Origin of the sequence: Geodermatophilus poikilotrophus (genome assembly GCF_900111455.1) — a bacterium.
GTDB lineage: Bacteria > Actinomycetota > Actinomycetes > Mycobacteriales > Geodermatophilaceae > Geodermatophilus > Geodermatophilus poikilotrophus.
This window is the reverse complement of sequence record NZ_FOIE01000003.1, coordinates 218,615-241,886: the sequence shown is the minus strand read 5'-3', so window position 1 is coordinate 241,886 and position 23,272 is coordinate 218,615. Positions and strand designations below refer to the sequence as shown.

The 23,272-nt window shown below is 74.2% G+C and carries 27 protein-coding genes and 2 pseudogenes; 12 read left to right on the top strand and 17 right to left on the bottom strand.

Annotation, left to right across the window (positions count from 1 at the left end):
- Positions 1 to 173 precede the first annotated feature (173 nt).
- A complete protein-coding gene (locus BMW27_RS08625) occupies positions 174 to 569 on the bottom strand; it encodes a VOC family protein (RefSeq protein ID WP_091442370.1) in 396 nt (131 codons plus the stop codon).
- Between the two features lie 410 nt (positions 570 to 979).
- Between BMW27_RS08625 and BMW27_RS24300 the strand changes: the two are divergent.
- The 3 genes and pseudogenes from BMW27_RS24300 to BMW27_RS08615 form a co-directional block, all read left to right on the top strand.
- Positions 980 to 1,135, top strand: a pseudogene (locus BMW27_RS24300) (winged helix-turn-helix domain-containing protein); the annotation flags it as partial.
- Positions 1,118 to 4,066 carry an ATP-binding protein gene (locus BMW27_RS08620; protein WP_217638085.1) on the top strand — a complete coding sequence of 983 codons (2,949 nt, stop codon included), beginning with the start codon at positions 1,118 to 1,120 and terminating at the stop codon, positions 4,064 to 4,066. The pseudogene BMW27_RS24300 and the gene BMW27_RS08620, both read left to right, overlap by 18 nt.
- Before the next feature lie 95 nt (positions 4,067 to 4,161).
- Positions 4,162 to 4,767: a GrpB family protein gene (locus tag BMW27_RS08615; protein WP_091442368.1), complete on the top strand. Its 606-nt coding sequence runs from the start codon at positions 4,162 to 4,164 to the stop codon at positions 4,765 to 4,767.
- 13 nt (positions 4,768 to 4,780) lie between these two features.
- Here the strand turns inward: BMW27_RS08615 and BMW27_RS08610 are convergent, their stop codons facing one another.
- Positions 4,781 to 5,473 carry a hemerythrin domain-containing protein gene (locus BMW27_RS08610; RefSeq protein WP_175486431.1) on the bottom strand — a complete coding sequence of 231 codons (693 nt, stop codon included), beginning with the start codon at positions 5,471 to 5,473 and terminating at the stop codon, positions 4,781 to 4,783.
- Between the two features lie 154 nt (positions 5,474 to 5,627).
- On the opposite strand from BMW27_RS08610, the gene BMW27_RS08605 reads away from it, so the two are divergent.
- On the top strand, positions 5,628 to 6,248 hold the full coding sequence (locus BMW27_RS08605) for a hypothetical protein (protein WP_175486430.1): 621 nt from the start codon (positions 5,628 to 5,630) through the stop codon (positions 6,246 to 6,248).
- Positions 6,249 to 6,341: 93 nt separating this feature from the next.
- On the opposite strand, the gene BMW27_RS08600 is transcribed toward BMW27_RS08605, so the two are convergent.
- The gene (locus tag BMW27_RS08600; protein WP_245743398.1) at positions 6,342 to 6,956 is read right to left on the bottom strand and encodes a hypothetical protein; all 615 of its coding nucleotides are present in this window, start codon (positions 6,954 to 6,956) and stop codon (positions 6,342 to 6,344) included.
- Between the two features lie 104 nt (positions 6,957 to 7,060).
- A complete protein-coding gene (locus tag BMW27_RS08595; protein WP_091442361.1) occupies positions 7,061 to 7,693 on the bottom strand; it encodes a TetR/AcrR family transcriptional regulator in 633 nt (210 codons plus the stop codon).
- A 39-nt stretch (positions 7,694 to 7,732) separates the two neighbouring features.
- On the opposite strand from BMW27_RS08595, the gene BMW27_RS08590 reads away from it, so the two are divergent.
- Positions 7,733 to 8,074 carry a darcynin family protein gene (locus BMW27_RS08590; protein WP_175486429.1) on the top strand — a complete coding sequence of 114 codons (342 nt, stop codon included), beginning with the start codon at positions 7,733 to 7,735 and terminating at the stop codon, positions 8,072 to 8,074.
- Between the two features lie 184 nt (positions 8,075 to 8,258).
- Here the strand turns inward: BMW27_RS08590 and BMW27_RS08585 are convergent, their stop codons facing one another.
- Both BMW27_RS08585 and BMW27_RS08580 read right to left on the bottom strand, forming a co-directional pair.
- Positions 8,259 to 8,621 carry a cupin domain-containing protein gene (locus tag BMW27_RS08585; RefSeq protein WP_091442356.1) on the bottom strand — a complete coding sequence of 121 codons (363 nt, stop codon included), beginning with the start codon at positions 8,619 to 8,621 and terminating at the stop codon, positions 8,259 to 8,261.
- A 331-nt stretch (positions 8,622 to 8,952) separates the two neighbouring features.
- Positions 8,953 to 9,921 (bottom strand): endonuclease/exonuclease/phosphatase family protein, encoded by a 969-nt coding sequence (locus tag BMW27_RS08580; RefSeq protein WP_217638084.1) that lies wholly within the window; start codon positions 9,919 to 9,921, stop codon positions 8,953 to 8,955.
- A gap of 246 nt (positions 9,922 to 10,167) precedes the next feature.
- Here BMW27_RS08580 and BMW27_RS08575 point away from each other — a divergent pair, with 246 nt between their 5' ends.
- The 3 genes from BMW27_RS08575 to BMW27_RS08565 all read left to right on the top strand — a co-directional run bounded on the left by BMW27_RS08575 (position 10,168) and on the right by BMW27_RS08565 (position 12,914).
- Positions 10,168 to 11,208, top strand: a complete 1,041-nt coding sequence (locus BMW27_RS08575) for an NAD(P)-dependent alcohol dehydrogenase (RefSeq protein WP_091442354.1) — start codon at positions 10,168 to 10,170, stop codon at positions 11,206 to 11,208.
- A gap of 201 nt (positions 11,209 to 11,409) precedes the next feature.
- Complete coding sequence (locus BMW27_RS08570) at positions 11,410 to 12,009, top strand: hypothetical protein (RefSeq protein WP_091442350.1); 600 nt, start codon at positions 11,410 to 11,412, stop codon at positions 12,007 to 12,009.
- Positions 12,010 to 12,224: 215 nt separating this feature from the next.
- On the top strand, positions 12,225 to 12,914 hold the full coding sequence (locus BMW27_RS08565; RefSeq protein WP_175486428.1) for a DUF6308 family protein: 690 nt from the start codon (positions 12,225 to 12,227) through the stop codon (positions 12,912 to 12,914).
- Positions 12,915 to 13,419: 505 nt separating this feature from the next.
- Here the strand turns inward: BMW27_RS08565 and BMW27_RS08560 are convergent.
- A complete protein-coding gene (locus BMW27_RS08560) occupies positions 13,420 to 14,013 on the bottom strand; it encodes a helix-turn-helix domain-containing protein (RefSeq protein ID WP_091443075.1) in 594 nt (197 codons plus the stop codon).
- A gap of 51 nt (positions 14,014 to 14,064) precedes the next feature.
- Between BMW27_RS08560 and BMW27_RS24480 the strand changes: the two are divergent.
- A pseudogene (locus BMW27_RS24480) lies at positions 14,065 to 14,281 on the top strand (phosphorothioated DNA-binding restriction endonuclease); the annotation flags it as partial.
- A gap of 20 nt (positions 14,282 to 14,301) precedes the next feature.
- On the opposite strand, the gene BMW27_RS08550 reads toward BMW27_RS24480, so the two are convergent.
- The 5 genes from BMW27_RS08550 to BMW27_RS24555 form a co-directional block, all read right to left on the bottom strand.
- Complete coding sequence (locus tag BMW27_RS08550; protein ID WP_281244747.1) at positions 14,302 to 14,694, bottom strand: DUF5615 family PIN-like protein; 393 nt, start codon at positions 14,692 to 14,694, stop codon at positions 14,302 to 14,304.
- Complete coding sequence (locus BMW27_RS08545) at positions 14,652 to 15,086, bottom strand: ribbon-helix-helix protein, CopG family (protein ID WP_091442345.1); 435 nt, start codon at positions 15,084 to 15,086, stop codon at positions 14,652 to 14,654. The genes BMW27_RS08550 and BMW27_RS08545 overlap by 43 nt, the downstream gene beginning before the upstream one ends.
- A 140-nt stretch (positions 15,087 to 15,226) precedes the next feature.
- Positions 15,227 to 15,598 (bottom strand): type II toxin-antitoxin system death-on-curing family toxin, encoded by a 372-nt coding sequence (locus BMW27_RS08540; protein ID WP_091442342.1) that lies wholly within the window; start codon positions 15,596 to 15,598, stop codon positions 15,227 to 15,229.
- Positions 15,595 to 15,801 carry a ribbon-helix-helix protein, CopG family gene (locus BMW27_RS08535; protein WP_091442339.1) on the bottom strand — a complete coding sequence of 69 codons (207 nt, stop codon included), beginning with the start codon at positions 15,799 to 15,801 and terminating at the stop codon, positions 15,595 to 15,597. The genes BMW27_RS08540 and BMW27_RS08535 overlap by 4 nt, the downstream gene beginning before the upstream one ends.
- Positions 15,802 to 15,838: 37 nt before the next feature.
- Positions 15,839 to 16,360, bottom strand: coding sequence for an HNH endonuclease (locus BMW27_RS24555; protein WP_217638083.1), 522 nt, complete (start codon positions 16,358 to 16,360; stop codon positions 15,839 to 15,841).
- On the opposite strand from BMW27_RS24555, the gene BMW27_RS23660 reads away from it, so the two are divergent.
- Positions 16,245 to 16,499 carry a hypothetical protein gene (locus tag BMW27_RS23660; RefSeq protein ID WP_217638106.1) on the top strand — a complete coding sequence of 85 codons (255 nt, stop codon included), beginning with the start codon at positions 16,245 to 16,247 and terminating at the stop codon, positions 16,497 to 16,499. The two genes, BMW27_RS24555 and BMW27_RS23660, sit on opposite strands and share 116 nt — an antisense overlap.
- Before the next feature lie 44 nt (positions 16,500 to 16,543).
- Here the strand turns inward: BMW27_RS23660 and BMW27_RS08525 are convergent, their stop codons facing one another.
- From BMW27_RS08525 to BMW27_RS23930, 5 genes are all read right to left on the bottom strand, one after another.
- Positions 16,544 to 17,545, bottom strand: a complete 1,002-nt coding sequence (locus BMW27_RS08525) for a DUF3048 domain-containing protein (protein ID WP_245743396.1) — start codon at positions 17,543 to 17,545, stop codon at positions 16,544 to 16,546.
- Positions 17,546 to 18,525: 980 nt separating this feature from the next.
- Positions 18,526 to 18,906, bottom strand: a complete 381-nt coding sequence (locus BMW27_RS23940) for an ATP-binding domain-containing protein (protein ID WP_245743395.1) — start codon at positions 18,904 to 18,906, stop codon at positions 18,526 to 18,528.
- Position 18,907: 1 nt separating this feature from the next.
- Positions 18,908 to 19,693 (bottom strand): nuclease-related domain-containing protein, encoded by a 786-nt coding sequence (locus BMW27_RS08520; protein ID WP_245743393.1) that lies wholly within the window; start codon positions 19,691 to 19,693, stop codon positions 18,908 to 18,910.
- Between the two features lie 285 nt (positions 19,694 to 19,978).
- Positions 19,979 to 20,290 carry a hypothetical protein gene (locus tag BMW27_RS23935; protein WP_245743391.1) on the bottom strand — a complete coding sequence of 104 codons (312 nt, stop codon included), beginning with the start codon at positions 20,288 to 20,290 and terminating at the stop codon, positions 19,979 to 19,981.
- 30 nt (positions 20,291 to 20,320) lie between these two features.
- Positions 20,321 to 20,527, bottom strand: a complete 207-nt coding sequence (locus BMW27_RS23930) for a hypothetical protein (RefSeq protein ID WP_245743390.1) — start codon at positions 20,525 to 20,527, stop codon at positions 20,321 to 20,323.
- Positions 20,528 to 21,596: 1,069 nt separating this feature from the next.
- Between BMW27_RS23930 and BMW27_RS23310 the strand changes: the two genes are divergently transcribed.
- Entirely contained in the window at positions 21,597 to 21,749 is a 153-nt protein-coding gene (locus tag BMW27_RS23310; RefSeq protein WP_175486427.1) for a hypothetical protein, read from the top strand.
- Between the two features lie 411 nt (positions 21,750 to 22,160).
- Positions 22,161 to 23,264 carry a PDDEXK family nuclease gene (locus BMW27_RS08505; RefSeq protein WP_091442329.1) on the top strand — a complete coding sequence of 368 codons (1,104 nt, stop codon included), beginning with the start codon at positions 22,161 to 22,163 and terminating at the stop codon, positions 23,262 to 23,264.
- The last annotated feature ends 8 nt before the right edge of the window (positions 23,265 to 23,272 follow it).

Sequence of the window (23,272 nt, the reverse complement as noted above, 5' to 3'; positions counted from 1 at the left end):
CCGGCCCGGGCACGGACGGGGACCGCAGGTCGCCTGCCCCGCCACCACGGGTGCGATCAACCCTGCAGGCGCGCGGTCACCTCGGCCGGGTCGGCGTCACGGCGAGCCAGGACAGCAGGACCATCCGGTCCACGTCTGCGTACCGACGGTCTCCGCGGTGACCGCCCGCTCGGCTAGAACGCGTCCCCGGCCCGCCAGGCCATCTCCTGCAGGGTCAGGGTGTTGCCGTCGGGGTCGGTGAGCCAGGCGTACTTGACCCCGCCGCCGACGTCCACCACCTCGCCGACGTCGACGCCGCGCCCCAGGAGGTCGGCGCGGGCCTGCTCGATGTCCGCGACCACCAGGTGCAGGCCCTTGGTCGAACCGGGTGCCATCTCGTCGTAGGCCGGCAGACCGGTGCCCATGCCGATGGAGCACGCCGAGCCCGGCGGCGTCACCTGCACCACCCGCACGCCGTCCGCGGGCCGCACGTCGACGTCCTCGACGAACCCGAGCCGTTCGATGTAGAAGGCCTTCGCCCGGTCGACGTCCGCGACCGGGATCGGCACCAGTTCCAGCTTCATCTCCATCGATCTCTCCTCCTGTCAGGTGGCCGTCGCCCTGCCAGTCCCGCGGCACCGCCGGACGGTGCCGCCTGCTGCATGAGACCCCTGGAAGCGGCGCGGGTCATCGCTGCGGGCGTCGTGCGCCGCGGGGCCCGCGGCCGCGGCCGCGGCGCAGCACCGGCACCGGCGCAGCGATCGGCAGGTCGGACGTCGACGACCGACACGTCGGGATGCCGGCCCGCCGACGGCCTGCCCGGTTACCTTCTCCGCGCCATGGCTGAGCGCGTTCCGGACCTCCCCTCCCCGCAGGTCCCGTCCGTCGAGGTGTCCGTCCTCGGGCCCGTGCAGGCCACGGTCGCCGGGCAGCCGGCGGCGCTGGGCGGTCCGCGGCAGCGGTCGGTCCTCGCCCGGCTGGTGCTGGCCGCGGGCACGTCGTCTCGACCGACCGGCTGGTCGAGGACCTGTGGGACGGCGAGCCCCCGCCCAGGGCCCTGGCGGCCCTGCAGGTGCACGTCTCCCGGTTGCGCCGGGCCCTGGAGCCGGCCGGCGGACGACGCTCGGGAGCGACGGTCGTGGTCAGCGCGGCGCCGGGCTACCGCCTCGACCTGCCCCGCGAGGCCGTCGACGCCTGGCGGTTCGAGGACCTCGTCGCCCGGGCCTCCGCCACCGACGACGTCGCCGACCGCCGCCAGCTGCTGGCGCAGGCACTCGCCTGCTGGTCCGGTCCCGCCTACGCCGGGTCGGCCGACGCCGCCTGGGCCGCGCCCGAGGTCCCGCGGCTGCAGGAGCTGCGGCTGGTCGCCGTGGAGCTGCGCGCCGACGCCGACCTGTCGCTCGGGCGGGCGGCGGCCGTCGTCCCCGAGCTGGAGCGCCACCTGCACGACTCCCCCGACCGGGAGGAGGCCGTGCGCCTGCTCGCCCTGGCGCTCTACCGCAGCGGCCGGCAGGGCGACGCGCTCGGCGTGCTGCGCCGCGCCCGGGAGCGGCTGGCCGAGGAGCTCGGCATCGACCCGGGTTCCGCTCTGCGCGACCTGGAGACGGCGATCCTCGGGCAGGTGCCGGCGCTGGACCTGCCCGGTCCGCGCAGTGCGCCGCTGCCCGCGGTCCCGGCTCCCCCTCCCCCGCCGTCGCTCGGTCGCACCGCCGAGCTGCGCCGGCTGGTCGAGCTGGCCGCCGAGGGCGCCCGGGTCGTGTGGATCGCCGGTGAGGCCGGCGCGGGCAAGACCACGCTGGTCGAGGCCGCCGCGGCGCGGCTGCGCGAGGACGGCTGGCAGGTGCTCGAGGGCCGCTGCCCCGAGGTGGACGGCGCTCCTCCGGCCTGGCCGTGGACCGAGATCACCCGCGCGCTGGGTGCCGCTCCGCTCGAGGAGGGCACCGCCTTCTGGCTGGCGCGGGCGGTCGCCGAACGGCTGCGCGAGGCCGCCCGGGAGCAGCCGCTGCTGGTGGTGCTCGACGACGTCCACCGCGCCGACGAGCTGACCCTGCAGCTGCTGCGCCAGGTCGTGGACTCCCTGGCCGGCTGCCCGCTGCTGGTGCTGGCCACCTACCGGGACGCCGAGGCCGGCGAGGCGCTCGCCGCCACCCGCGCGGCGCTGGCCTCGGCCGGGGCGCGGCACCTGGAGCTGCGGGGGCTCGACGACGACGGCATCGCCGTCCTCGCCCGGCAGCACGGCCTCGAGGACGCCGGACCCGCGGAGCTCGTGTTGCTGCGCGAGCGCACCGACGGCAACCCGCTGTACGTCCGCGAGCTCACCCGCCTGCTGGTCGCCGAGGGCCGGGGCGCGGCGCGCACCGGTGTGCCGGCCGGGCTGCGCGACGTGCTGCGCCGCCGCGTCGAGCGGCTGCCCGGGACGGCGGTGACGGCGCTGCGCCAGGCCGCGGTCCTCGGCCGGGAGGCCGACGTCGACGTGCTCGCGGCCCTGGCCGGGCGGGACGTCGACGAGGTGCTGGACGCCCTGGAGACCGCGGTGCTGGCCGGCCTGCTCGACGAGCCGGCGCCCGGGCGGGTGCGCTTCACCCACGCCCTGGTGCGCGACGTGCTCTACGAGGACACCTCGCTGCTGCGCCGCGCCCGGGTGCACGCCACCGCGCTGGCGGTGCTGCGCGAGCAGGGCGGGGTGGACGCCGCGACGCTGGCCCACCACGCGGTGGCCGCCGCCGGTCCACGCACCGCCGTCGACGCCGTCCCCTACGTCGTCGCCGCGGCGCGGGAGGCCGGCCGGCTGGGCGCGGCGGCGGAGGAGGCCCGGCAGTGGGCGTCGGCGCTGCGGCTGCTGGAGCTGGCCGGCCGGCGCGGCGGGGAGGAGGAGCTGGCGGTGCTGCTGCCGTCGATCTCCGCGCACGCCCGCGCCGGCGACGCGGTGACCGCCCGCGCCCAGCAGCGGGACGCCGTCCGCACCGCCCGGCGGCTGGGCCGGCACGACCTGCTCGTCGACGCCCTGGCCGGCTGGGACGCGCCGCTGGTGTGGACGGTGCGCGAGGGCGGCGCGCAGGACCCGGTGCTGCTCGACCCGCTGCTGGAGCTGCTGGAGACCCCGGCCGAGGACGGGCTCCCCGACGACGTGCGCTGCCGCCTGCTGGTCGCGCTGTTCCGCGAGGTGGAGGGCGTCGACGACGCGCGGGCCGACGCCGCGAGCGCGCGGGCGCTGGAGCTGGCCCGGGCCGCCACCGGTCCGGACGCCGCCCGGCTGCTGTGCGCGGCGCTCAACGTGCGGGCGTTCACCGCGCTCGGCCCCGACCTGGTCGCGCAGCGGGAGCCGCTGGCCGAGGAGCTGCGGGCGCACGCGGCCGCCGCCGGGTACACCGACCACCGGGCGGTGGCGCACTGGTTGCTGTTCCTCTCCGCCGCGGGGCGCACCGACCTCGTCGCGGCCCGCCGGCACGTCGACACGGCGGTCGCGCTGGCCGACGGCGGTCGGCTCGGCCACGTGCTCGGCACGCTGCAGGTCTTCGACGGCGCGCTGCTGGTGCTCGCGGGCCGGCACGACGAGGGGCGGGCCCGGTACGAGCAGGTCGCGGCCCACCTGGCCGAGACCGGGGCGACCAACGGGGCGCTGATGGCGCTGATCGGCCGGTTCGTGGCCGGGTTCGCCCGCGGGGACCTCGCGCCGGTGGCCGACGAGCTCGCCTGGCTGCACTCGGTGATGCCGGGCGCGCTCACCGACGCCGTCGTCCTCGGCCTGCTGGCCGCCGGCCGGGACGCCGAGGCGCGGGCGGCCTGGCAGCTGCGCCGGCCGGTCAGCCGCGACTTCTACTGGCTGGCCACCACGACGCTGCGAGCGCATGCCGCCGTCCGGCTGGGTGACCTGCCGACGGCGCGGCAGGCGCGCGAGGACCTGCTGCCGTGGGCCGGGCGGATCGGCGGGCTGGACTCCGGCACGCTGGTGGTCGGCCCGGTCGACGACGCGCTGGCCGCGGTCGCCGAGGCCCTCGGGGAGGTCGACGCCGCGGCCGCCGCCCGGCGCGACGCCGACCGGGTGCGGCGCGAGCTGGCCGCGCAGCTGGCCGGCGTCGGCCTCTGAGGGACGGGGCCCGCACCGGCCCTCCTCCGCCCGGTGGCGGCTCCGGCTCCCGTGCCTCCATGGGCGCGCCCAGCCGGTCGGAGGAACATGGCGCCATGGCACCGCGGGTCGACGGCACCGACCACCAGCGGCGGCGGGACGAGGAGCTCCAGGAGGTCACGGTCGGTCGGCTGGACCTGCACGAGGCCCCGATCACCCTCGCGCCGTACGACACCGGCTGGCCGCGACTGTTCAGCCGCGAGGCGGACCGCCTGCGCACGGCGCTGGGCCCCGTGGCACTGCGCATCGAGCACGTCGGGTCGACCTCGGTCCCCGGCCTGGTGGCCAAGCCGGTCATCGACGTCCTCCTGGTCGTGCCCGACCCGGCCGACGAGCCGGGCTACGTGCCGCAGCTGGAGGCGGCCGGCTACGTGCTGCGGATCCGGGAGCCCGGCTGGTTCGAGCACCGCCTGCTCAAGGGCCCGGACACCGACGTCAACCTGCACGTGTTCGGCCCGGGCGCGGCCGAGGTGGAGCGGGTGCTGCGCTTCCGGGACCGGCTGCGCGGCGACGACGCGGCGCGGGACCGCTATGCGCGCACCAAGCGCGAACTCGCCCGGCGGACCTGGCGGCACGTCCAGGACTACGCCGACGCCAAGTCCGCCGTGGTCGAGGAGATCCTCGCAGCGCGCACCGGCCCGGGGCAGCGGCCGTCGAGCTGAGTGAGCGGGCCGGTCAGGACGACCGGCCGGAGAAGACCACCCTCTCCCGGCGGCGGAACGGCGGGACCAGGACGGCGAGCAGCAGCCTGAGCACCAGGCCGCCCTCGCGCTCGATGGTCGCGCGCTCCTCCCCCGTCGCGACGGCCAGCACCCGCGGCGCCTCGAAGGACAGCCGCGCCCGCCTGCGGATGCGGGCCTCCACCGCGGCCCAGTCGGCGACGGAGACGTGCCGCTCGATCACCGGGAGGACCGAGGCCTCCTCGTCGCCGATGTGCTCGGTGAGCGTGTCGCGCAGCTCGCCCAGCTCGACGGCCAGGGCGGTGGCGGTGTCCTCACCGGGCCGGGCGCGGAAGGCGTCGGCGGCGGCGCGCAGGCGGTCCAGCGCCGGGTCGAGGGCGGCGTGGTCGTCGCTGAGCTCGGTGAGGTCGACGTGCGGCCCGGCGGAGGCGGCGAGCACCGGCCACAGGACGTCGTCCTCGGCGCTGTGGTGGTGGTGCACCGAGTCGGCCCAGTCGCGGACGTACCCCGCGACGGCGTCGGCGTGCCCGCCGTCGGTCGCCGGCGCGGCGGCGAGCCGCTCGGCGAGGTCGGTGAGCCGGTGGGCGTCGCGCAGCATCGCGCGGTGCGCCAGGCGCATGCCCAGGACGTCGGGCACCGGGTCACCGTCGGCGCGGGGGTGGACGCGGATGCGGTCGGTTCGGGCCATCGGGTTCCTCCGGGCGGTGGGGCGGCACCCCGGACGCTCGCGCAGGTCACTTACCGGCCGCTTGCAGAGCCGTTGCAAGCGGTCGGAAGGCGCGACCGGCCACGGTTCTCGCCGACCGGGTCCCCCGGACCACGACTCACCACGAGGACACGCCTTGACCGCCACCGCCGTCCCCACCTCCCCCACCCCGGCTGCCGCCGTTCCCGACCACCGCCCGTCCCCGTCCTTGCGGGGGCTGGCCGTCACCGCCGGGGGCGTGCTGTTCGCTGCCGGCAACGCCCTGCACCCGCTGGAGCACAACGAGGAGGCCCACCAGGCCGCGACCTGGGTGGCCGCGCACGTCACCTTCGGCGCTGGCGCGGTCCTCATCGCCGCCGGGGCCGGCGCGCTGGCCGCCCGCCTGGCCCGCTCGCGGGTCGCCACGGTCGGCCTGTCGGTGCTGTGGGTGGGGCTGGTGCTCATCCCGGTCGGTGGCTACACGGAGGCCTACGTCGCGCCGGCCATGCACCACGGCTTCGCCGGGGTCGAGCAGGCGACCCTGTGGTTCTCCGCGCTGGCCGGCACCGCCACGCTGCTCGGTCCGCTGCTGATCGCGGTCGGGGCGCTGCGCTCTCGGCTGCTGCCCGCGCCGGTGGCGGTGTCCCTGCTCGCGCTGCCGGTCGGCGGGGTGCTCGGAGGGGCGCTGCCCGTCGAGGGCTGGGGCATCATCCCCGGCACCGTCGTCTTCGGCCTGGGCATCGCCGCCGCCGGCTGGCTGAGCCGGACGCCCGCCTGACCTGCTCCCAGCCGAGCGCCCCGCGCCCCCGTGACCCCAGGGCGCGGGGCGCCGGTCGTCAGCGGGGCGCTGGTCCGTCGGTGCCCGGCGGGCTCACCGGCCGGGGCACGGGCGGACGTCGAGGGTCGCCTGCCCGGCCACCACGGGGGTGATCAGCTCCTGCAGGCGTGCGCTCTCGTCGGCCGGGAACCCATCCGCCTGCCAGGCGGGGAGCCGGTCGACGATCTGGCGCGCGTACCCCTGCACCACCGGGGGTGGCGTCCCCGGGCGGGTCTCGAGGCACGACGGGGGTCCGTCCGGCGGAGCGGGCGCCGGTGCCTCGCCGGTCATCGTGCGGAACAGGGCCAGCCGGCTCGCGGTGGCGTACTCGGGGTCGAGCGCCTCACCGCTGATCACGACCGACAGGACCTGCAGGGCCGACTGCTGGCGCACGCCCTCGTCCTCGGACACCAGGCCCTGCAGCCCGTCCCGCAGCAGCGGGCCGGCCGGTCCGGCAGCCTCCGGTCGCGCGGTCAGGTCCGCGATGAGGCCGTCGACCGTCTCCGGCGGGGCAGGCTCCTCGACGGGGGACGGAACCGACGGCGACGTCGGCGCCGGAGCCGCACTGCTGGTCGTCGGAGCCGCGCCCGTCGGGCGGTCGCCGTCCACCGTCACCAGGGCCACCACGCTGCTCACGCCCAGGACCGCGGCGGCGGTGGCTATGGCCACGTCCCACCGTCGCCGTCGCCGTCGCCGACGGGGTGAGCCAGGAACCGCGCGATCGGGTGGCACCCCCGCGAGGGTAGGGCGACGGAGGGTGCATCTGGGGGTCCTCAGCGACGGTCCGGTGCCAAGCCCTCCACCGGGCCGCCGGAGGAGCTGCGCGGCTCGTCGTGCGGAGCCCCGGGTGGTCGTGTCGCGGCCGCGATCAGCAGGGCCGCGGCTCGGTCCGTGCGGACGCCGTCCCCGGTGACGAACCGGTCGAGCGCGAGCCCGCGCAACCCGCTGACGAGCAGGGTGGCGCGGGCCTCGGCCGATGCGGCGTCCTCGCCCAGGTCCCGCACCAGTGCCTCGGCGACGGGGGTGACCCAGTCGTGCACCGCAGCGACCGCGTACTGCCGGTAGCTGCCGGTCCGGGTGAGCGCCAGGGCCATGACCTCGAGCAGGACGCGCACCCGTGGTTGCTGCGGCCCTCCGCCGGTCAGGTCGTCCCACAGCCGGCCGGCGAGCGAGGCCACGTCCCCCTCCTCGCGCGTCAGTGCCGCGACGTCCGGGCGCGACCACTCCAGCAGGCGTCCCACCAGCGACTCCTTGTCGCCGAAGTGGTGCAGCAGCATCCGGTCGCTGGTCCCGAGGGCCGCGGCGAGCGGGCGCAGCGAGAGGCCGGCCAGGCCGTGCTCGGAGAGGTAGGGCAGGGCGCGGGCGAGCAGCTCCTCACGGCGCCGGACGTCGAGGGGGCGGGGCACCCCTTGAGTGTAGCGTTCGCTACATCTATGGTTCGCCGCATGACGGACCCCGGACTGCACCACCTGGCCTTCCTGCACCTCACCGCCCTGCCGGCCTGGCTGTCCATGTCCAGGGAGCAGCGGGACGAACTGGTCGAGCGCGAGGTCGCACCGGTGCTCGCCGCCCACCCGGCGGTGCGCGTCCGGTGGGTCGACGTCGAGGCGTTCAGCGCCGAGTCCTCCGACGTGCTGGGCGCGGAGACCGACGACCTGCGCGCGTGGAACCGGTTGGTCGAGGCGCTGAGGGACAGCCCCCTGTTCGCCACTCCGCTGTTCCGGCTCGACCGGGTGCTGGTCGGGATCGAGGAGGGCTTCCGCGACGTCGCCAGCCGCGACGGCTGAACCGCTCCTCCGCGCGGAGGGGCTGGGCGCTGGCTAGCCGAGCTGCCTCACCGGCCCCGCGCTCGGGACGGCGTCACCGGCGTCGCGGTGGGCGACCCGGGAGCCGGAGCGGCCCACCTCACGGAAGTCGTGGCAGTGGGGCCGCTCCGGTTCGGATCGGGGTGCTGGTGACCCCGCCGGCAGATCAGCCCTTGGCGTACGTGTCGGCCGTCTTGCTCTCGAACTCCAGCGCCACGAACGGTTCGTTGCCCACGACCCAGGCGTCGTGGCCCGGTTCGAGCCGGTAGGCGTCACCCGCGCTGAGGTCGGCTTCCGCGCCGTCGGTCGCGGCGATGTGGATCGTGCCGGAGACGACGTACCCGAGGTGCGCCGCCTGGCAGCTGTCCGTGCCGACCACCGGCTTGATGCAGTCCGACCACCGCCACCCCGGCTGGAGGGTGAAGCGACCCACGGTGGCGCCGCCCAGGTGGACGACGTTCATGCTCGTCTTGTCCGGGGTCCGGGTCTCGTCGGGGTGGTCCATGCTCTTCGTCTCGATGCTGGCCATCGCTGGTCGCCTCCTGCTGACTTCGAGGAGTTGGGATGACCGGGCCGCGTCTCCCGCAGCGCAACCGAACGGGATGCTCCCCTGCCGCGTCGAGCGCGGGTGTCCGGCGCCCTGAACTCTGCTCGCCCCACCCTCGCCGGTCAACGACCGCCGTCGTGGGAGCGGATCACCGCTCGCAGGCTCCAGCGCCCACCGCTCCGCCCGGGCCGGGGAGCCCTCGACGGTGCGACCGGCACCGCACCCCCACGGCATCGACGACGCGGATCCGAGCTGCACAGCAGGGGTCCGGAACCGGCCCCCGATCCGCTAGCCCATCGGGCACCGCCGAGGGTCAGACGTCGATCTGGGCGACGACGGGGCGGTGGTCGGAGCCGGGTGCGTCCTGCCGTCGGCTGGGGTCGTCCTCGATCGACGGGGTGGGGCCGGCTCCGTCGGTCCGCACGTCGCCGTCGGCCACCCGGTGCACCAGGGCGTGGCTGACCAGGATGTGGTCGATCAGCTCGCCGCGGCCGCGGTAGCGGCGGCTGAACCGCTGGTCCGCGGGGATGCGGGCGGCGAGGTTCCACAACCGCTGGCCGTCGCCCCGGTCAGGCTGGGCGAAGCCGCCGGTGCCGATCTCCGAGCCTGGCGGGCCCTGCAGGATCTGGGTGGTCGCGGCCTCGGGGACGTCGTTGAGGTCGCCGAGGACCACCAGGCGACGGTCCTGGCCCTGGCCATCGAGGAGATCGGTTGCGGCGGCGCGCACGGTGGCGGCCTCGGCGGCGCGCCGGCTCAAGGCGTAGACCGCGGCGCGGGCCCGCTCCCCCTCGTCCCGGGTGTCGAACCGGGGCCGCCCGTCGGGGCCGGGCGGGAACGTCAGCAGCTTCGACTTCAGGTGGCAGGTGATCAGGTCGATCGGTGTCCCGCCGAGGGCGACCCGGGCGCGCAGCGCCGCCCGGCCCATCACAGCCAGGCGGGTGCCCGCGTCGTCGACCTGGATCGGGTCGAGCTTCTCCGGGAAGGCAGTGATCTCCGCGACGTCGGTCAGCGGGAGCCGGGACAGGTAGCCGACCCGGATGGGCCGTTGGTCCGGCTCCACCCCGGCGGTGACGCAGTGCCACTCACCGCCGACCCGTTCGGCCAGGTCGGCGAGGGCAGCGGGGTTGCCGACCTCCTGCACCGCCAGCACGTCGGGCTGGATCCGCGCGATGACTCCGGCCAGGGCCGCCAGCTTGGCCTCGTACGCAGCCGGGTCCCGGGGACCGTCCTCGTCCTCGGGTCGGAACAGGTTCTCCAGGTTCCACGTGCCGATCCGCACCACGTCGCGCCTCCCCGGTCGCCGGTCTGCCTGTGGCCGCAGGACACGCCGCGCCTCTCCGCGCGATGGGGCGTGCACTGCGGCGCCCATCGCTCGGCAGAGGAGATCGCAGGCCTCGCAGATACCGGTGCGTGGTCAGCGCCGTGAGGAATCCCCTCAGCGGACCGCAGGACCGGAGCGGACCCGGTGGCGTGGAGGCGGCCACGTGGGTAGGGGCACCTCGACCTGCTGATGACGAGAGGATGCCCCATGCGCGCGGTGCAGTACCGGACCATCGGCGGCGGACCCGAGGTGGTGGAGGTCCCCACCCCGGAACCGGGCCCCGGGCAGATCCGGCTGCGGATGACCGCCGCCGGGCTGTGCCACTCGGACTGGTTCGTCATGGACCTGCCCGCCGACAAGTACGCCTACGGGCTGCCGCTGACGCTCGGCCACGAGGGCACCGGGGTCGTCGACGCGCTTGGGGACGGCGTCACCGGCGTGGCGGTGGGCGACCCGGTCGCCGTCTACGGCCCCTGGGGGTGCGGGCTGTGCCATGCCTGCGCGCGGGGTGCGGAGAACTACTGCCCGCGGGCGGCGTCCCTCGGCATCCAGCCGCCCGGGCTGGGCGCTCCCGGTGCGCTGGCCGAGTACCTCATCGTGGACGACGTTCGGCACCTGGTCCCGCTGGGCGACCTCGACCCGGTGGAGAGCGTCTCGCTCACCGACGCCGGGCTGACGCCGTACCACGCGATCGTGTCCAGCCTCGACAAGCTGCCCGCAGGGAGCACCGCCGTGGTGATCGGCGCCGGCGGGCTGGGGCACGTGGGCATCCAGGTGCTGCGCGCGGTCACCGGCGCCACCGTCGTCGCGCTGGACATCAGCGAGGAGAAGTTGGCGCTGGCGTCGGAGGTGGGTGCGCACCACGCGCTGCGGTCGGACCCGTCCGCGATCGAGTCGATCCGGTCGCTGACCGGCGGGGCGGGCGCGCAGGCGGTGTTCGACTTCGTCGGCGCCGCGCCGACCGTGGAGATCGCGCGGAAGACGGTGGCCCTGGACGGCGTGGTCCAGATCGTCGGCATCGGCGGCGGGCTGCTGCCGACCGGCTTCTTCTCCACGCCGATGGGGGCGTCGGTGCGCGCGCCGTACTGGGGCACCCGGACGGAGCTGATGGAGGTGCTCGACCTCGCTCGGGCCGGCGCGGTGCACGTCGAGGTCGAGAAGTACTCGCTAGACGAGGCGCCCGAGGCCTACCGCCGGCTGCACGAGGGAGCGGTGCGCGGCCGCGCCGTCGTCGTCCCCGGGGACTGAGCCGCCTTGGCTGCGCCACCGGTCGGCATGGTGTCGGACGTCGACGACGACGCCATGCGCTCCGCCGTGGTCGATCGCAGGTCGCCGGGCCGTACACGGGCGCCCGGCTGGTGTGCCACCGAGGTCGAGCCTCGACGTCCTGGTGGTCACGGTCGACGCCGACCTTCCCATCAGCCGCAGGTCGCGCCGATACGTAGGGGCATGTTCTCGATCATCGCGGCGGGCTTGTTCGGGCTCCTCGGAACGACGCTCGGCGGATACATCTCATACAAGCAGCAGAAGTCGGCAGCCCAGGACGAGCGGGCGAACCGGAAGGTCGAACAGGCGCGCCAGTGGCAGCAGGACCGCGCTGCGGAGAGCGAGCGGAGAGCCGCCGAGCAGCAGGAGAAGGGGCGGGAGATGCGCCGGCAGGCCGCCGTCGCGTTCGTCAAGCAGGTCGACGACCTCGCCGAGTCCGGCCGCACGTACTGGGTGAGCCTCCGGGAGAAGGCCCACGGTCCCGAGCTCGAGAGTGCGCGGAGTGCCTACCTGGCGAGCTGGCAGACGCTCGCCTCCGACTTCGCCTCCTTCCAGCTGGCGGTCACGGCGGAGCTGAACAGGGAAGGCATCGCTCTCTACGGCGCCGCGCGGGACTACAGCGTGGCCATCGACGAGATCGCCGACGGGCGGCGGACGAACGCCAAGGCCGACCGTGCGCAGGACGACCTGCTGGAGGCCCGGCGGCAGTTCATCCGCGCGGCACAGCACGACCTGAACCCGTCGTCGGCGACCGATCCCGCCGACGCGTCAGCCACCACCTGACGCGGTGCCGACCGCGGCGCGGACGACCGCAGCCGGTACCCGCTTCCTCCGACCTCCCCCCTCGAGGTCGTCCCCGGCAGCAGCCGAGCGGTCCGCCAGGGCGACACGCCTGACGCGATCCAGCAGCACCGACCCTCACCGGCCGGGTGGGAGACGAGGTCTCCCACCCGGCATGACGGGTGCTCTCGTCCACGCCACGACCTGAGAGGAACCACATGACCTACCGGCTGCCCGCGGCGCTCCGCGACCCGGACGACTCGTCCACCGCGGTCCGCTATCTGCGCACCTACTACGGCCTGGACGACGGCCGGCGCTACACCGGCTCCTACTTCGACGACTGGCAGGGCAACGCCGAGGACCGGTTCACCGCCGAGGACCTCGTCGCGGTGAGTTTCCTGTCGGTCTTCCTGCCGCCTCTCGCCGCCCGCGAGCTGCTGGCCGAGCGGGCCGACCACTTCGCGCAGCTCCTCTCGGCGATCGGGCCGGACCACGACCTGGTCGAGGTGTCCGACAGCATCGACGGCTCCTGGCCGGTCCGGGAGCTGTACACCGCACTGCGCCGCCTCCGCGGCGTGGGACCCACCATCGCCAGCAAGCTCTGCGCCCGGAAGCGCCCACGCCTCGTGCCCGTGTACGACTCGATCGTCGCCCGGGTCACCGACGCATCCCGGCGCCAGTGGGAACCGCTGCGGCTGGAACTGCGGCGCAACGACCTCCACGACCGGCTCGTCGCCCTCCGGGCCGAGGCGCGGGTCGGTGAGCACGTGTCGCCACTGCGCATCTACGACGTCGTGACCTGGATGGAGGGCAAGGACGCGAACCTGGGGCCGACCACGCGCGAGGGGCAGCTCGGGGCCGAGCTCGCCGACCCGCTCGAGGAGGACGTCCCCGATCGGGACACCTGATCCACCCCTTCGACCACCAGGATGCGCCGGACCGAACTTACGTCAGGCGAGGAACGGCGACATGTCGGAGAGAAGGGATGCCGCCATCGCGTGCATGCGAGTCGCCGCGGCGTGGTCGGTCCGGACGTCGTCGCCATCGACCGGGGACACCGGGTCGTACTCCACGCGGTTGCGGGTGGCGCGCAGCCGGCCGAAGGGCCGGAAGGCCGTCCGCGGCGGCGGGTCGGGGAACTGCGCCTCGATGGCCAGTGCACAGCGACGTGGCCGCCGCGGCTCGTCGCGCGCAGCCCCTGTGCCTGCAGAAGCGCGGCCAGACTCTTGCGAGCAGCGTCGTACAGCATCGTGTACGCACCGTCGGGATCGCTGTCGGCCACGATGAGGGCGCTGTCCAGGTGCCTGGCCGCCGCCTCCAGCAACGCCTCGGCGGCCGCTCGGTCAGCTGGTACCGACTGGAGGCGGCGCTCCTCGAGCAGCCGCCGCACCACGTCAGCACCGGCTGGACCGCTCACGACCGCGACTCCTCAGCGAGGTCCAACTCCACGGTCGGCCGCTCCCGGACCGAACGGGTGAAGGCGTCCGGTGCCGCCTCCCAGCCGCCGGGTGAGCGGAACACGACCTGCACCTCGCGCCCCAGCAGTCGCGACGCCTCGTCGACCTTCTCGATCACCGCATCCCGGTCCGGCTCCCCGATGACCACCAGGTCGACATCCCCGGGGGGCGGTCCGGCCTCACCGTGGTAGCGCTCCGCCCACGACCCGACGATCAGAGCGGATTCGATCCCGGGTTCCCCGGTCAGCGCTTCCTCGAGCACTGGCTTGGGGCCGTAAGCGACCAGCAGGAGATCCGTCAGCGGTCGGACCAGGGGGGAGCTGGCGTCGGCACGGAGCAGGCGAATACGCCCCACCCGCCGATCGGCGAGCACTCCGCCTTCGACGAGGCGCTGCACGTCCGCGTGCAGGTTGCCCGGATCGGCCCCGATCTCACGGGCCAACTCCGCGATGCTGGCCTCGCGCGTCGGCTGCAACAGCAGCGCGGCGAGCAGCCGGGCTTGCGTCTCGCTGCGCAGGACGGGCAGCAGGGATGAGACCCGTCGTGTCATGCGCACATGATGTCATGTGCGCATGACACGGATCAATACACCCGACGCGAGCACCACAGGCTGTCCGACCGCGGCATGCTCGGTCTGGACGACGACCTCGCCGTCGTCGTGTCCCCATCGCCCCTCCGCTCGCACGCCGCAGGGCCGGGCCCTGTACGACCTGCACGGCCGGCGACTGCGGCCGCGACCGGGCACTCCCCTGCCGGCCGAGCGGCACGTGGCCTGGCGCCGCGAGCAGGTCTTCCAGGGGACGGCGCTGGCTGGCTGACGTGGACCTCCGACAGGCTCCTAGAGCCAGTCGACCAGCCCGGCATCCGGGACCTGCTCGTCTGCATCCTCGGGCCGGGCGTCCAGCCAGGCAGCGAGGGCTCGCTCCAGTCGCGGCAGATCGTGGGGCCTGCGAGGCCAGCGGCGCGCGGAGACCAGCAGGAGACCCGGGTGGTGCCCGGCGTCCAGGCGCAGGAAGTCAGCGACGTTCTCGGTGACCACGATCCGCCCCTTCTCACGGGCGAACCGCGCGACCTCGATGTCGGACCGGCCGATGAGCTCGGCCAGTTCAGCGACGGCGAGGACGTCGTGGCCGCGGGCCCGCAGGTGCTCGGCGAGGCGCGGGGGGTACATCCCGTCGAGCAGCAGCCTCACTGATCGCGACCGGCCAGGACCTCCTGCTGGCGGCGCCATGCGGCTTCGGCTTCTTCCGCGGCTCGCTGGGTGGCCTCGATGCGCTCGTCGACCTCGCCGCGGTGGTCGGCGTAGTAGGCGACGGCGGCGCGCACCTGCGACTCGGTCAGCGCGAGCAGGTCGGCGACCGTGGCAACGACGTCGGCTGTTCCCTCGCTCTGGTTCATGCGGAAGGTGCGGATCACCTCGTCGACGTCCGGACCGGCCACCAACCCGGCCCGTCGACCGCTGGGGCCGTCCCGGAACGTGATGCCCGGGTGCGCCTCGCGGCGCAGCGCTTCATCGAGTAACCGTTCGATGGTCGAGGACACGGACGCCCCTCGCCGCCCGGCCAGATCGGACAGCCGAGCGAGTACGTCGTCCGACAGCCGCACGGAGCGCGGGGTCGCCATGGCTACATCGTGTAGCACGTAGTGAGGGCGGGACCGGGTGTGGGTGCTGAGCGCGGTCCGCGCGGGTCATCCGGCGACCGCGGTGGACGTCGGCGTGGCATGTGCCCAGCCGCCGTCGCGAGCGGAGTGCTCCGGTGGGGTCAGCGCGGAGCGACCCGGAGCCGCTGGGCGATCCCCTCGACGTCGGCCGCGCCGGCGGCCACGTCCATGACGAGCTGGAAGGCCGCGTCGTCACTCAGGGCCGGTTGGGTGCCATTGAGGTCGAGGAACACGACGGTGGCGAGCCAGCCGAGCCGCTTGTTGCCGTCGACCAGCGGGTGATTCCGCGCGAGCGAATGGAGCAGCGCGGCGGCCTTGAGTGGCAACGTCGGGTAGGCCTCCTGCCCGAAGACGATCGTCCGGGGTCGCGCAGCAGCCGAGTCCAGCAGGCCGACGTCGCGCACCGGGCCGGTCCGCAGCGCCCGGACGAGGCCGAGGAGGTCGTCGAGGTCGAGATACTCGACCTCGCTCACACCGTGCCCAGGCGGTGCAGCACGTCACCCCACCTGTTCATGAGCCGACCCGAACTCTCCTGGACCCGCGCAGCATGGCCGCTGCGCTCGTACCGTTCGAGGACGGCCCGGCGGATGATCTCCTGCCGGGAGGTGCCCTCTGCGGCGGCGAGGGCCGCGAGCGCCCGATCCAGCTCGTCGTCGGTCCGCAGGGTCATCGCCATGCCATGACGGTACCGAGTTGATACCACTTCCGGCGATTCAGTCTGCGCCGACAGGCACGTTCCGCAGCGCCCTCGCCCCGGACACCGCGCCGATCTGCCTCACACCCGTCGAGCGGACGCGCGGTCCATGGCGGACGACGGCCGTGACAGACCCTGGTGTGAAGTAGGCCCGCCTGCGCCGCTGCATGCGGGCCAGCTCCCATCCCCACGGCACCCGCGCCGCCTTCCCCCTGTTGTGCCGCCTGCACAGCGCTTGGCCGTTGGCGACGTCGGTCGCCCCGCCGCGGCTGTGCGGGTGGACGTGGTCGGCCTGGAGCGCCTCGGTCGCCCGACACCGACCGAGCAGCCACGAGTGGCGCTCGCACCGCTGACCCGCCCGCTCGAGGAGCTGGGCCTTTTTCGGCCCGGGAGAAGGTGCGACGAGGGTCCCGCCCGTGCCCTCCGTGGACGACCGCGCGGCCGAGCTGAACCAGCTTCCCGATCGCGAGCAGTACCAGGAGACCGACCAGCCACGGGGTCGAGAGGACCTCTGCCATGACGCTCCGGAGCACCTCGCCAACGAGGTCGCCGGCAGCCATGTCCGGTTCCGCGGCGAGTCCGCCCATGCCCGTCTCAACGGCGTCGCTGAGGGTGGACTGGAGTTCCGTCGCACGATCGGGCGAATCAGCCGCCAACGTAGCACTGCCCGGAGCGGCTGACCCACGCAGCCGGGTGGCTGTCCCACGTCGTCGCCCTTCCGTGGTCAACCGGTGGCGACTGCGCCGCCGCTGTTGGGGACCAGCTCGACCCACGTGGGCCCGGGCGCCAGGGTCACCGGGGCGCCGTCCGCCCCGGTCAGCGTCACCCGATCGTCGGTCCCCGGCTTGGACCAGGTGGCCTCGACCGCGTGCCCGCCGGAGGCGACGAGGGCCCGGCCCGTGCCGGTCAGGATGGTGTCCGGGACGGGATTGCCGGCCGGATCCCGGGCCTCGGTCGCGACGACGTCGACGCGCAGGACGACGACGTTGGTGGCGCCGATCCGCATGCCGTCCGCCTCCACCGCCGGGGTGCTCCCCTCGCTGCGCAGCCAGCGGCCGTCCGCGTCGCTCCAGGCCCACCGGGGATGGCTGACCCCGGACAGCGTGAGCTCCAGGGTGGCCGTCGGTTGCCCCTCGGCGAAGGCGGTCGGTTGTTCGCCGGCCGCGGGGTGGTCGAACTGGGCGCCGGGTGAGGCCCGGTGGGCGGCGTCGGCCTGGCCGACGAGGGTCTGCGGCACCGCGTAGACGTTGTGCGGCGCCGTGCGGGTCGACGTCCGGTGGAAGCCGTCGGCCCCGGAGTCCTGGCTGAGCACCTGCAGTCCCGCGTCCTGGGCGGCGGTGACGTAGGGCGGCACGCCACCGGAGAACGCGAGCAGCCCGCCCAGCGGCGCGGCGATCGCGGTGTCCATCGGCCGGATCGACCGCACCGGGCCGATCTCGGGCGGGAGGTCGGAGTGGTAGACGGCGACGAACCGGGTGATGCCGCCCTCGACGACCTGCTCCCACACCACGTCCGCGGCGGTCAGTCCGGTCTGCGGTCGGGCGTCGGCGGAGTTCTCGATCTTCACCGCGAGTGCCGAGCGGTCGGCGACCGCGTCGGCTGGGACCCCGGTCAGCGGCCAGACCGGCGCGGACGGCGTCAGCGCGGCGATGACCGAGTCGAGGAACGGCAACGCGGACAGGTGCTTCTCCGCGGCCGGCCACGCGACCACCACGCCGGCGGTCACCAGCACCACGAGCAGGGCCGCTCGGAGAGGGCGCCTGGACCTCGACCGACGGCGGCCCTTCGTCGTCCTCTTCTTGGCCGGGGCGGTCCTCGCGGACCGGGAGCCCTGCGGGCGCCGGGCGCCCTTCGTGGCCCGCGTGCCCTTGGTCGTCCGAGCGCCGTTCCTCGACCCGGAGCGGGGCCGGGGCGCGTTCGAGCTGGGCACGACGGGACTCCCGGATCGGCGAGGCGTTTGCCCTTCCTGTATCGGCACGGCCCGCTGTACGCGGCACCACGACTCCACGAGGCAGCCGGGACGCGTCCCGGCCCGGTGGTCCGGGTGTGGCCGGTCAGCGTCGGCACGTGCCGCCGGCGACGAGCGTCAGTGCCGGCGTCCCATCCCCGGCAAACCCCCGGACACGGTGCGGACGCTGCTGCTGTGCGAGGAGCGGGAGCGATAGCAGTCAGAACACCGGGTCCGGGCAGGCGAGCCCTCGTCCTGGGGAGTCGGCTGGCCGCACGCGACGCACCGGGCGTAACCGTGTCGAAGACTGCATGCCTGGCACCACTCGGTCCCGGCCCAGGTCAGCCTCACGCCACAGTCACGACACTTCGGTCGGGCAACGCAGTAGGAGCAAGAGGTCGGTGATGCTGTCGGTGACGACCGCAGGGCCAGTCGCCCGCAGATCCCGCAACGCCCGTATCCCCGAAGGGGGGCACACTTCTCGCACCAGCGGAGATTTCCGTACCTGTGCGGGCTGTTGCAGGCCTCGCATCGGGCCCGCGTGCGAAATCCGTCAGGGTTGCGAGCTACTGCTGGCTCTTGAGCCCGCAGCCGGTCCCCCGTTGCCCGGGAGCGCTCGACAGCGCCCCTCCTCAGAGACTCCCTCTGCTCCCTCAACCGGCGTCGCTCTGCGGCGGCACGAAGGACGGCATCGTGGGTGGCCTGGTCGTGGCGACCGCCGCACGTGGCACACCGCGAGGTACGGCTGCGCTGGGGCTTCATCTGGTGTCCTGGCGAACGCCCGAGAGCCGCTGAGCGACACCCTCCCCGCCGACGCGTCGAATCAACTCCAGGTCGCCGCAGACGACGAGCAGGTCGCGGGCGCGCGACAGGCCGACGTAGAGCATCTCCCGGGCGCGGGCCGCGTCGCGGAAGCCATTGACGGCGAGCACCACCGCCGGCCGCTCGAGCCCCTTGAAGCCGAGGACGTGCCCGTAGAAGAGGTTCTCGTCGTCCCAGAAGGTGGCCCAGTAGGCGTCCTGCCCCTCAGCCTGCCGCTCCTTCTGCACCGGGTGCCGAGCGTGCGTGGTCAGCAGGGCGACGGACTCCGCCGGCCAGTCCTCGTCCTCCAGCAGTGCGGCGGCCACGTCGTCCGCCACGTCAACGGCCTGCTCCGAGGTGCACGGCACGAACCGCACCGGCACCCCGGAGAGGCCGCGCACCTTCATGTTCCACGGCCAGCCAGGTCTTGCCGGAGCCGGCGCCCCCGGTGATCTCCACCCGGTTCCGGCCGGACAGCAGGTCGAGCACCCTGGCCTGGTCCTTGGTGAGCAGGTCGCAGGCCGCCTCGCGCTCGGCGAGCCAGGCCATCAGGTACTGCTGGGGGATCGCCGTCCCGGCCAGGCAGTCGACGAGGTCCTCGACGTCCTCGGCGCTGGGCGGGTCCGGCTGGTCGCGGACCTGCTGCAGCGCCGCGCGGATGCGTGGGGCGGCGTGCGGGATGTCGGTCCCGTCGAGCGCCATCCAACGGGCGAGACCGGGCGCCCTGAAGCCGGCCGGCAGCGTGGTCGCCGGCAGGGCGACGAGGTGGGCCAGGCGCGGACGGCCTGCGGTCCAGCGGGGGTGGCCGACGAGGTAGTCGCCGAGCAGGTATTTGCAGGCGACAGCCTGGTCGACCGGGTGGATCTCGTGGTCCATGCCGTCCCCGACCTGGCGCCCCACCCCGCGATCCAGCGACACGCTGCCGCCCTTGACCTCGACGACGGCGACGCCCACGCCGGGCCAGGCGATGATCAGGTCGGCCTCGCGGTCCTGCTCCCGGTCGCTGAGGCGCAGGTTGCAGAAGAGGACGGCGTCGTCGGGCAGCTGCTCCTGCAGCGTCCGGGCGAAGAGCTGCTCGGACGCCGACGCGAACTGCGGCTCGTCGGGGAAGAGCCGCGCCGTCACGCCTGCCTCCCCGCCACCGACGGCGCGTCAACGGTCACGACGACTCCTCTGCGCTCACGCCTCGGTGTACCGCAGTCGTTCCGGTGCGGCGTCCGGCCGACGATGACACGGGACCGAAAGGAACCCGCGTGTTTCGGGCGGACGCCGTCCGCATCCACCCCACCTGTCCCAGAGGCCACCTCTCGGCGCTCGGCCGTGATCAGCTCTCCTCCGTGACGACGGCGGCCCGTGGAGCGGCGGACTCGTCAGACGGCGCTGTGGCGCCAGCACCCGGGTCCGCTGATGTCACGCGTCGACGACCGACGCGCACTCGCGACAGGTCCCTGCTGCGCCGACGAACCACTCGGGTGCATGGGCACGACGGCAGGAGCGGCACCAGCGGAACGAGCGGCGGCCGCGCGCGGCGATGGCCTCCGCCGCTTCGACGACGACCTCCGGGAGCCAGAGGAGGTCGTCACGGCTGAACTGGCGCCGGTCGGCCGGCTGCAGCTCCGTGCGGGGCCCGCCCCAGCGGGTCAGCGGACGGGCCAGCACGAACCACGGGCCCTCAACGCCGACCGCGACCTGCGCCGGCTCGCCGCTGACGAACCACTGCACTAGGTCCTCGTCGGCAGGGCTCTCCCGACGTCACCCCCTACCGAGTGCGGGGACGACGTCGGCGTACCGGACGCCCAGCAGATCGGCCAACGCCTGCTCGTCAGCGGTCGGGTCACCCTCCCCGCACGATCGGCAGGAGAGGACCGGCTCCTCCCCCGGCAGCATGCAGCCGCCGAGCGCGACCAGACCGCGCTCGGCGAGCCGCATGCCCTCGGGAGCTGGCAGTTCCCACCTCACCGGGACCGAATCCTCCCGCCGCACCCTGGACAGACCCGCCCGACGTGGACGCCGACCGGCTCGCTCATGCCACTCCCCGCCTCGCCGGCCGCCCCGTGACGGCCGACGCGGATGCTGACAAACCCCGCCGACAGAAGTCGCCCGATCACCGAGGCCCGTCGGACAGCTCTGCCCGGAGCGGTCAGCTACCTGAGTCCACGCCGGCGCCTCGAGACGCCGCAGCCCGCGGGGTACCGATGGAGTCGACGTGGTTGACTGCTCGGCCCACTCGCGCCACACCGGCGAACGGGCACACCCGGGTCGGCGGGCTCAGGACCGGCCGGCCGGGAGCCGACCGGCAGCCCCGCGGCCGGCCGTGGCCTCGACCGCTTCCGGCGGTTCGCCTACACCGCGGCCGAGACCCAAGAGCGACTGGACCTGATCGGCTGGGCCATCGAGGACCCGGCCACCGCCCCGGACGACCACGCGGCCCTGCAGTCGGCCGAGCGGAAGCTCGAGCAGTGGTACGACACGCTAAATCTTCGCGTCGGTCCTGTCGCATGAGGCGGTCGACGCCCGCTGGTCGGGCGCGATGATCCCCTCCGGCGACGACCGACCCGACCACGTCGGGGGCGTCCACGGCAGCGGGGAATCGTTCATGCTGGGCGCCCAGTCGCCGGAGGCCGTTCCCGACGAGGTGGTGGCCGGCGTGCGGGCCCTCGCCGCGCGGGCTCTTGCGGAGCTCGGCCCGGTAGAGCTGGAGTGGGCGCGCGACGGCCGCATGGCCTGGGTGGTCCAAGCGCACATCGCCACACATTTCTTCGGCGGCGGTGGGGTGATCAGCGCCAGCGACGCGTCGGAGTGGCTGCCCCCCCCCCCCCCCCCCCCGCGGCCGACGGGCTGGACGCACTCGGCACCGTAACCGGCACCGCCCGCGAGCGGAGCGCGGGTGTCGTCGTCCACGGCGCGGTGGGGCTGACCGCATGTCGGTGACCTGCTGCGCAAAGCTGGAGTGCCGGCCCGGCTCGCCGAGTGACTCACGCGGACTGAGCTCGTCGGCGTGTCCCAACTCGCTGGACGCTGGCGGCCGATGTCCCAGTCAGTTCTGATGGCCTCCGTCTTCGTGTACGGCACGCTGAAGCCGGGTCGGTCGCGCTGGCCGGCGCTCGAGGCCTTCGTCGTGCCCGGCAGCGCCGACGAGACGACGGTGCGCGAGCGGCTATGGGAGACGCCCTATGGCTAGCCCGCGCTGACCGATGGGGAGGACGAGGTCCCCGGCGTCCTGGTCGACCTGGACCGCTCGCGCTCCGAGGAGGGGCTGGCACGACTGGACGACATCGAGGGTGTTGCCGTCGGGTTGTTCGAGCAGGTGCGCGTGACGGCGGCGGACGGCCGCATCTGCTGGACCTACCGCTGGCCCGGGCCGACGAGGGGGTTCACGCTCCTCGTCGGCCCTGGTGACCACGAACGGCGGTCCCAGGTCGGCGAGGACAACGGCGGGAGAGCGGACAGTCGACGAGCTTGCAGGAGGAGCGCGGATCACCGATCCGTCCCTACAGAGGCAGACGGCTCATGCATCACGACAGTCCCTGGACACAACAGGCTCTGGCTCGGCTTCACCGCACGGTCGCAAGGCGCCGTGTGACAGTCAGTCATGCCCTCGCCGACCCTCTCCGCCGATGTCCTCGTCCGTACGACGGGCGGTGGCCGTTGGGAGCGACCGGCGACTGAGGGCTACCTCTCCGAGTACGAGCTGCAGGAGATTCTCGGAGCGCAGCCCAGCGTCATTGATGGCATCGAGAACGCGGTCGCGCTGCGCGAGTTCAGCACCGGCGTCGGGCCGGCGGACCTGGTGATCGTCGACGGGACCGGCACCATCACGGTGGTCGAGTGCAAGCTGGCACGGAACCAGGAGATCCGGCGGACCATCATGGGTCAGGTCCTCGACTACGCCTCCCGCCTGGCGGAGATGACGCCGGAGGACTTCGTGAGCCGATGGGCGCGGCAGGGCGGCCCGTCGTTGGACGACTTCTTCGCCACCGCCCCGGACGGCTCGCGCGAACGCTTTCAGGCCAATCTGAGAAGCGGCGTATTCACCCTCGTGCTGGCTGTTGACGCAATCAACGACGACTTGCGCCGAATCGTGCGATACCTGAACCGGCACACGACCGCTGGCATGCGGCTGCTCGCGATCGAGCTGCGCCGTGTCGCGCACGGCGATGTCGAGATGCTTATCCCCACCGCCTACGGGACCGAGTCCGCCGACGAGAAGAACGCGCAGTCCGCCAGCCGGCGGTGGACGCACGCGGACGTCGACCAGTGGCTGAGGGACCACGACGCCGAACTTGCCGAAGCCCTGGCCGACTTCGACGCCCAGCTCGCAGCTCACGGCTACTACCGCGGCGGAGGCGGGACCGGCGCGCATCCGAGCTACTCCGTGGAAGGTGTCACCACAGACGGGCAGAAGATCCAGCCGTTCAGCGTCTACTGCGGTGACGTCCCGTTGTTGTCCTTGAACTTCCAGTGGCTCGTGCTCGCGGGCAGGGAGGTGCAGCGCAGATTCCTCACCGACCTCCGAGACGCGGGCGCGAACGTCGACGTGGCCGCCATCGAGAGTGCCGACTTCAAGAAGCGACCCAGTGTCCTCCTCTCGCTCATCGTCGATCCGTCCCGACGAACCCGGATCGTGGACGCCGCGGCACGTGCCCTCGGACGGGACTCGGCTGTGCTCGCTGCCCGGACTCCGCCGGGGCCGTGACGACCGGG